The organism is Arthrobacter sp. TB 23 (assembly GCF_000294595.1).
In the GTDB taxonomy this organism is placed as follows: domain Bacteria; phylum Actinomycetota; class Actinomycetes; order Actinomycetales; family Micrococcaceae; genus Arthrobacter_D.
This window is the reverse complement of sequence record NZ_ALPM01000113.1, coordinates 1-6,187: the sequence shown is the minus strand read 5'-3', so window position 1 is coordinate 6,187 and position 6,187 is coordinate 1. Positions and strand designations below refer to the sequence as shown.

The 6,187-nt window shown below is 55.1% G+C and carries 6 protein-coding genes; 3 read left to right on the top strand and 3 right to left on the bottom strand.

Annotation, left to right across the window (positions count from 1 at the left end):
• Positions 1–590: IS3 family transposase (locus B384_RS0115015; protein WP_019482389.1), on the top strand; the 590-nt coding region annotated here is incomplete at its 5' end.
• Between the two features lie 48 nt (positions 591–638).
• Here the strand turns inward: B384_RS0115015 and B384_RS0115010 are convergent.
• A complete protein-coding gene (locus B384_RS0115010) occupies positions 639–1,064 on the bottom strand; it encodes a very short patch repair endonuclease (protein ID WP_019483916.1) in 426 nt (141 codons plus the stop codon).
• Positions 1,065–1,561: 497 nt separating this feature from the next.
• On the opposite strand from B384_RS0115010, the gene B384_RS21520 reads away from it, so the two are divergent.
• Both B384_RS21520 and B384_RS20290 read left to right on the top strand, forming a co-directional pair.
• A complete protein-coding gene (locus tag B384_RS21520; RefSeq protein ID WP_083850968.1) occupies positions 1,562–1,777 on the top strand; it encodes a helix-turn-helix domain-containing protein in 216 nt (71 codons plus the stop codon).
• The gene (locus tag B384_RS20290) at positions 1,774–3,114 is read left to right on the top strand and encodes a tyrosine-type recombinase/integrase (RefSeq protein WP_083850967.1); all 1,341 of its coding nucleotides are present in this window, start codon (positions 1,774–1,776) and stop codon (positions 3,112–3,114) included. Before B384_RS21520 ends, B384_RS20290 begins: the two co-directional genes overlap by 4 nt.
• Positions 3,115–3,415: 301 nt before the next feature.
• Here the strand turns inward: B384_RS20290 and B384_RS0115000 are convergent, their stop codons facing one another.
• Both B384_RS0115000 and B384_RS0114995 read right to left on the bottom strand, forming a co-directional pair.
• Positions 3,416–4,504: a hypothetical protein gene (locus B384_RS0115000; protein WP_237715334.1), complete on the bottom strand. Its 1,089-nt coding sequence runs from the start codon at positions 4,502–4,504 to the stop codon at positions 3,416–3,418.
• A 486-nt stretch (positions 4,505–4,990) separates the two neighbouring features.
• Positions 4,991–6,138, bottom strand: a protein-coding gene (locus tag B384_RS0114995; protein WP_156808958.1) for an IS3 family transposase whose coding sequence is annotated in 2 segments (ribosomal slippage) — positions 4,991–5,865 and positions 5,865–6,138 — 1,149 coding nt in all. Because the reading frame shifts where the segments join, the coding sequence is not laid out codon by codon here.
• Positions 6,139–6,187: the final 49 nt, after the last annotated feature.

Here is a 6,187-nt window from a genome sequence, read left to right as displayed (position 1 = left end):
TCCTGTCGGTGATCCACCGTCGGCGCAGATCCGGGATCAAGACCGGCCCGCCGGTCCACGATGACCTCATCGATCGGGACTTCACTGCGGCGGCGTCGAACCAGAAATGGTTAACCGACATCACCGAACACCCCACGGACGAAGGCAAGCTTTACCTCTGTGCCATCAAAGATCTGCACTCGAACCGGATCGTCGGGTATTCCATGGACGGGCGGATGAAAGCGTCCCTGGCAGTAGCGGCCTTGGACCATGCCGTTTCGTTCAGAAAACCCGCGGGTACGGTAGTTCACTCCGATAGAGGGTCCCAGTTCAGATCCAGGAAATTCGTCTCCGCCCTGCACGTCTACGGGCTGAGCGGATCAATGGGACGGGTGGGCGCGTGCGGTGACAATGCTGCGATGGAATCGTTCTTCTCGCTGCTGCAAAAGAACGTCTTGAACCGGAAACGGTGGGAAACCAGGGCCGAGCTCAGGCTCGCCATCACGACCTGGATCGAGCGGACCTACCACCGAAAACGCCGGCAACGCACCCTCGGCCGGCTAACCCCGATCGAGTTTGAGACAATAAACAACGCGGTCACAGCCGCATAGCAAACTATCAACCCCAGCTGTCAACTAAACCTTCAGCAGTCCCCGGCCCTAAGCGTCGCCGTCAGCCGAATTTAGGAATCTCTTCAAGGCCCGAAGGACTTCGTCGGGGTCCTTCAGCTCACACTCCCAAACAACGAACCCAATCCATCCCAATTGCGCGAGACCGTCAAGCTGTCTTGTGTCTCGTTCATGGTTGAGGCTCAGCTTCTTCTGCCAGAACTCTCGGTTCGTCGAGGGGACCTTCTGCCCTGCGGGGCAGGAGTGACGGTGCCAAAAACATCCATGCACAAATACGACCTTTTTGCGCGATGGGAATACCAGATCGGGCTTTCCGGGTAGTCGCTGATCGTGAAGACGGTAACGAAACCCTGCCCCATGCAGCATCCTCCGGACGGCCATCTCCGGCTTTGTGTTGGTGGAGCGAATTTTCGCCATATTGGCACTTCGCTGAGCGGTTGTCAGCCTCTCCGGCATGTGGTCACCTGTCCTTGGGGCTGCTGCGGTACGCCCGACTCACACCCCGCGCACAAACCCTCGGGAACCGAATCTAAACCCAATCGAAGTCTACGTCGAGACCGGCCTGCTGCCACGTTTCAACACATCCTAAGCTGTAAGGAGGCAGGTGCAATCTACGCTACATGGACTACTGCACCACATGTTTACTAGCCACTCTTCGTATAGTTCTTTCCGATGCATGGTTAATGAAGGATGATCATCGAAAATAATAGGGAGTATTATTTGAACTTCATGTTGCAGATGGTAATGACTACGACTGACCGTGTTTCGCCTCAAGAGAACCTCTCATTTCTTTTTACGGTTCGATGATATGTTTTTCCTGAACGTAATTAGCGTTCGGGTCAAAAAGAAGCATTCACTTAAATCACGGGCGCGGAATACAGAATTCCGTCTACACAACAACGTCAAGTAACTACAACGAAGCCACAGACCCATAATTTCCAAAGGGGAAATCTGTGTCCAATGTTGTCAGGTTGCATTCACACAAGCCGACAAACCATCTTCTGTCGCTTGCCGAGACCGCCCAAATTCTGGGAATATCGTCCGATAGCGCTAGAGGACTCCGCAAGAGAGGAAACTTCCCACCAGCGACACGGGTGGGCAGAAACCTCCGTTGGACTCGCGAGAATATCGATGCTTGGATCGCAATCAAGACGGAGGTAACACCATGATCACAGAAGAACCTACCGATGGAATGGCCGCTGTTATCGATCTATTCAACTATCGAAGGTTGTACAAACGGGAGAATCTATCTGGATCAGAGTCGTTTGCAACAGTCTTGCGAACGGACCCCGACGGTCGCCACCTGTTGTCCCCGCCCGCAACTGACCGCAGTACAAAGCAAGTTGCCAAGAAACAACCTCCAAGGATTGATCCCAAAGGAAACGTTCTCCCTGCTGGCATTCGATACCTCACCAAACGACCCAATCTGCCTTACCGCGTGGAGCAAGAAGTAAAGCAGGCCGATGGGTCGTGGCGTTCAACGTCGAAGAGTTATCAAACTCTTGCAGCAGCTAAGAAGGGTCTGGCGACCCTTAAAGTAGAAATCGCTCAAGGCAACCCGCCTCCGGGCAAGCGGGCAAAGGTATCGCTCAGCGAGTTCCGGACAGAGGTTCAATCAGCCGTGGTGAGATCGGACCTTATGCCTAATACCGTGCGGGATTACGACCGAGCGTGGAGAATTCGTATCATGCCCGATCTCGGTGGATACAAGCTCGGCGACATTACGTCGGATGTGGTTGACGAGATAGTACAGAGCTGGCTCGAAACCGCTACACCCTCCACGGTATGCAGCGCGTTGGCCTACCTATCGCAACTTCTGGACAAAGCCGTGGCAAAGAAGAGAATCAACAGGAACCCGGTTCAGGATATAAAGCGTCCAAAAGTGACCTCAGCAACAAACGTGGGAGAGCGCGCGCTTACGGGCCGACAGCAAGCCGACCTACTGGCCACCATGCAAAACCAAGAGCCCGAGTACGACCGTTTCATTCAGACGCTTCTTCATACCGGCGTGCGATTCAATGAAGCCACAGCGTTGAGAGTAAGCGATGTGAATCTGGTGACGAAGAGGATAGCGGTGAACCGGGCGTACCATCTGGATGATGATGGCGAATTGGTGATTGGTCCGACTAAAGGGAAGAACTGTAGAAATGCTCCTATACCCGACGCGCTGATACCTGCTCTGAACGATGCAATGCGGGGCAAATCAGCAAGCGCGCAACTCCTCACCACACCCAGCGGCTCCACAATCCGGGGAAGCAATCTGCGGCGAGCACTCAACTGGGACCGAATCCGCATATCAATCGGGAAGCCGAGTATGTGTTTCCATGATCTGCGACACACGGCAGCTACAAATATGCTGACCATGGGCGTTCCTCTTCACGACGTGCGAGCGATTCTCGGGCACTCGGATGTGTCAACTACCAACGCTTATTCCGGAAGCCACGCAGATTACGCCACACGCGCTGCGGATCGGATCAATAACCATTGGAGCGCCATAGTTCCATAGTCTTGCAGGGATTTGTCGGGCAGGGCCGGAGCGCACCCTGCCAACCGAAGAGACCATCACGATCAATGTGGACGCCGGTTCGGCGTCCACATTGGTTTTGCACGACTACTTTGAACGGTCCGTTCGATTCGCACCTGAAGACGCTAGTAAACGTGCGACAACTTCATTCGTCCTATCCCTGTCGTCCCGAAGGCTCGGAACGTCCCCAACGAGCGACCCTGCCGCTGGTCTGATTACATAATTCGGTCGCGGCGCGATTCCACGGGCTCGCAAGGTACCTCGCTTAGGTCCAACTATCCCGCTACTCACCTTCATGATGTGCTCCATCAAGTTCTCCTCCCGATGAGAATATTGTACGCGTCCATGATGACAGTGTTCTCAAGCATTTGATAAAAAATTTTGCACTTCTGATTGTCCTTCGCCCAAGGTCCCCCACGAAATAGACGAGGAGCAGGAACGCTACTCCTTGTATGCAGGTAGCCAAAACCCATCCAAGATTCCAGACAGATGCGCTTACCGGAATCGCTGCGAGTACCGCCAAGACGAGCAATGCTAGCGCAGTTCCAAGCAACGCTAGTCTCAATGGCCCCTGCACCTTCGCGAGCAACGTATGCTCCGTCGTGCGGCTGAACCACGACAACAGCAGAGCGGGACCTAGCAAAAGGATGGAGGCCGCTGGCGAAGGTATTAGCACGTTCCCCAATAGGAACGCCGAGTCATGCCGAACCCACCACGTCGCCCCGACGACAATCGTGACCATGACAATGCTTACTTTTGCGAATCTATATAGACCTTGCTTCGCCGGGACCACCCATACCAGAAGCTCGCCTTTTAAGAACCTCGAACTTGGGCGAATCGTAATATGACCCGCCGTTCCCTGTAGACGCCTTTTCGGTTCGTCACTGGCCCACACGTCCTGTACATCGCCTTCAAATATTGTCCCTTCAAGCGTCATCTTCTCCAGCACTACACCATCGGGCACCTCAACAGCTATGTGCTGGCTTTCAGCAAATCCGATGTCTGGTACTTTCACCTTGAAGAGCACGCGCTTACTTGGGTCGCGCGTAGTCAATGGAGCCTCTTGATCAAGCGAGTACTTCAAGATGGTGCGAGTCTCAACGCGCTCGTCACTGATCTCGACCATAAATAGGAAGTGCTGACCCATCTGATACGCAATGCTGGCGAAAATTGAGTACTGAAGAAACTCGTTCTCTGTAAGAGGGCCCCTACGACCCTGCACCCTCTCAATCAGGGCTACGAGCCGCATCCAGACCCGTCTAGCCTCTAGGCCCCGCTCGCTCTTCACAAGGTCGCTCAGAACCCCTTGAACGGCTCGCCACGCCCGATCCTCTTGGACCCATTCCGGTGCCAGTGCCTTCAAGAACTCCAATGTGTATTGGCTATTAAGTCGAGAGTCCAGAACGCTCATAGAATTCCCAGACCAATCCTCCGTATCGAGATGTCGTAGGGGAACCTTCTCCATGAGAGCAAGCGGGACAGCCATTCGCTTGCCCGGTCGTGACAAACGAAGGTTTGCTGGCACAGTTAGGTCGAGCGAAACATGGAGCCGGGTAGTTCCGTCCCCGCCCAATCTCAGTGCATCCACGCGCCGGTGAACCCATGACTGCGATCCAACAAGCAGCGAGACTAGTTTTTGGCCATCGGACGCCTCGTCAAGAGACCCATTGACCATCACACCAGTCCGAACATTCGTAAGCCCTGAGTCACTAGTTTCTCCGTCATCTCAGCCAAGTAGCCACACTTTTCCTACTATCGCAGGACTACGACAGCATCGCTGGCAGAAACACCATTTAGTTATGTAACCGGTCACCTTTAGTTACTGGTACTGGTTGGGCCCCCGTTAGCAGTCCAGTGGCTATGCGATAGCTAGTTGGTTTCCTGCGGTCCAGTTTTCCCAGTAAGCCGACGGTGTCATTCCATCGAGGGATCCATGGGGCCGTTCATGATTGTAGATCTGTTTCCATTCATCAGCTAAGTATTTTGCTTCGGCCAAGGTGTCGATGATTTCTCCGGTGAGTTGTTCCCTTCTGAATTGGGCGTTGAATGACTCGGCGTACCCGTTCTGCCACGGCGACCCCGGGTCAATAAAAGCGGTCTCCACGCCGGCGGTTTGGCACCAGCTGATCAGTGCTGCGGCAGTGAATTCCGGCCCATTATCGGAGCGGACATGGGTCGGGACGACACCGGTTTCAGCGATGATGTCCTCAAGCACGGCGACCACATCCGTCGCGGTGAAAGACCGCCGCGGGATGATCGCCAGCGCGGTACGGGTGTATTCATCGATCACGTTGAAAAACCGCACATGCCGCCCGCAGGAGGTCACATCGGATTGGAAGTCGAAGCTGACCACATGCATCGGATACTGAGCAGTTAGCCGTTTCTGCTCCCCAGCCCCGGGCCCGGTGCGGCGTTTCTTCCTTGCCTTGGGTTTGCAGGTGAGTCCCTCGAGGCGCCACAGCCGGCGCACCCGCTTCGGATTCAGTGCCACCCCAACCCACTGTTGCTGGCCCAGGAGGTGCCAGCGTGCCTTCCGCCAACCCCAGGTCGGGTGCTTCCCCGCAATAGCCCGCAGATCGGCCCGTAGCTGGTGGTCTTCGAAGCTGGCCACCGGCCGTGCCTTGCGCAGGGCGGACCGGTTCTGGCCCAGGATCTTGCAGGCGAGTCTTTCGGACGCCCCGAACTTCTCCTGCGCCATGCGCACTGCACGGCGGCGAGGTTCGGGGCTCAGAATTTTCCCTTCGCCACCTCATTGAGAATGTCGATGGTCAGTTCCTTCTCCGCAACCAGCTTCTTCAGCCGGGCGTTCTCTTTCTCGAGCTCCCGTACCGCTTTGGTTTGGCCGGCGTTGTGCTCGGAACCGTATTGGTTCACCCACCGGTACCAGGTCGCCTCGGTGACCTGCAGTTCCTTCACGACCTCAATCATCGGCCGTCTATCGTTGAGCATCTTTTGGCCCTGACGGACCTTCGCGATGACCTGATCAGGGGTATGTCTACGTGCCATAAAAGTGAATTTCCTCCTGCACCCATTATCGGATGCGAAACTCACATAA